Origin of the sequence: Phocaeicola coprophilus DSM 18228 = JCM 13818 (assembly GCF_000157915.1) — a bacterium.
GTDB lineage: Bacteria > Bacteroidota > Bacteroidia > Bacteroidales > Bacteroidaceae > Phocaeicola > Phocaeicola coprophilus.
Window position 1 is genome coordinate 1 of sequence record NZ_EQ973646.1, and the last position, 1,962, is coordinate 1,962.

The following is a 1,962-nucleotide window of genomic DNA, read 5'->3' on the forward strand; positions in this document are numbered from 1 at the left end:
AATCCGCTCGTTTCTGGCTGAAGCGCGTGAAGACATTGACAAGGGAAGAATAGTGATTCTAGGGGGAGACTTTAACGAGCCGTCTCATCTGGACTGGATTCGTGAAACAAAGGATCTGTACGATCATCATGGACTGATCGTTCCCTGGACGGTACCTTTGATGCTGGATAATGCCGGATTTGCTGATGCCTATCGCGTCCGTTATCCTGATGTATTGAATTATCCGGGCTTTACTTTTCCGGCAGATAATCCGTTGATTGCAGTAGAGAAACTGACATGGGCACCCAAAGCTGACGAGCGTGACCGGATTGATTATGTATTTTTCTATCCGAATCAACAGCTGGAAGTGGAAGATGTTGTAATTTTTGGTCCGAAAGGAAGTATTGTTTGTGGCCGGCGGGAAGAAGAAAAGTCTAAAGACCGTTTTCTGTTGCCGCAGGGGGTATGGCCTACAGATCATAAGGCAGTGCTGGTAACGTTCCGTCTGTCTCGTTGATCCATCGGTTTAACCAATAGATTCTATCGAAAAAAAGCGTTTTCCTGCTATCAGTTTCTTCTTCATAATCATCTACTTTTGTCCGGAAAAGAAACGGTGACGGGCTAATATTGTCTGGAGATCCGGATAAGTGTATAATCTGAAAGAATACTGATATGAAGAAAAGAACTTTATGGATGGCTTTTATTGGACTTGCGTTTACATTGTCGGCACAGACACTTTGGGCAGACAGTAACCTCAAAGTTTCGGAAATAATCCGGCAGGATTTGCGCTTTTGTGAAAGTACATATCCTTATGACGGCGGAATTCTAGTTGCTAACTTTGGTAGTGGACAGTTGGATCCTCTTAATGCGGAGGGGAAGGGATATATCAACTGGTATAAAAATGGGAAAGTAAGCACATTGATACCTGCAGATGGAAGTCTTTCCGCTCCCAAGGGGATGTTGGTGAAGGATGGTTATCTGTATGTCTGTGATGTGAACCGGATCGTTGTTTTTTCACTGAAAGAGAGAACTGCCCGTCCCCGGACAATTTCTTTGCCGGAAGGAAATTTATTTGTTAATGATCTGGTAGAATGGAATGGCAGTCTGTATGCTTCGGTAACAAATACAGACCGGATCTTTCGCTTGGACATATCCGATCCGATGAATCCGGGAACTCCTCAGGAGTGGGCTACTGTTCCGGGACCTAATGGATTGTTGCTGGATAATGGTGTGTTATATGTTGCTTCATATCCGGCTGATGGAAATACGCGGGATCATCATGTTGTTTATCGCATTGCTGATTTGGAACATCCTCGTCCTGAGAAGCTGTTTCAGACATCGGGACAATATGACGGTATCGCTTTTTCCTCTGATCACAAAGCGCTTTATGTATCCAACTGGAATCCGGCAGGGTTAATCCGGATTGACCTGCAAACAGGTCAGGCAACTCCTCTCGTACTGGATTTGGAAACACCGCTCGTTGGTCCGGCAGATATATCAGTCAGTGAAGGAAAAATTTATATTCCAGATTTGCCGAACAGTCGCGTTCTTGTGGTAGAAGAATCAGTACAGCAACAGGCTGCGAAGGGAAAAAACTATCGCCTTTCAAGTCATATTTTGGATATCACAAGGGGAGAGCCGGCACCGGGAGTGAAGGTTGTTCTGTCTCGGAAGAGCGGAGAGAATGTATGGACGTTTGTAGATGAAAAACAGACAGATGTCAATGGCCGGATTTCTGATTTTCTGCCTGATAACGGAAAGGATTCTTCTGGCATATACAAGCTGACTTTCCAGGTGGCTCCTTATTTTAAGCAACTGGGTCAGGAGAGCTTCTATCCTTTTGTAGAAGTTGTATTTGAGGTTGGAGATGCGCCTCATTATCATGTGCCTCTTACGCTTTCACCTTATGGATATTCCACTTATCGCGGGAATTGAGAAAATAGATACCCGACTGCCCGTCATCGTAAAGAACGGACAGTCGGG

At 44.9% G+C, this 1,962-nt stretch carries 2 protein-coding genes; both read left to right on the top strand.

What is annotated here, in order from left to right; translation table 11 throughout:
• On the top strand, positions 1–496 hold a 496-nt coding region (locus BACCOPRO_RS18085; RefSeq protein ID WP_008144021.1), incomplete at its 5' end, for an endonuclease/exonuclease/phosphatase family protein.
• A gap of 155 nt (positions 497–651) precedes the next feature.
• The gene (gene uraH / locus BACCOPRO_RS18530; protein WP_008144023.1) at positions 652–1,914 is read left to right on the top strand and encodes a hydroxyisourate hydrolase; all 1,263 of its coding nucleotides are present in this window, start codon (positions 652–654) and stop codon (positions 1,912–1,914) included.
• The last annotated feature ends 48 nt before the right edge of the window (positions 1,915–1,962 follow it).

Bases quoted from the DNA above. Each gene is read 5' to 3' on its own strand.
- uraH (WP_008144023.1), top strand. From the start codon at position 652: ATGAAGAAAAGAACTTTATGGATGGCTTTTATTGGACTTGCGTTTACA.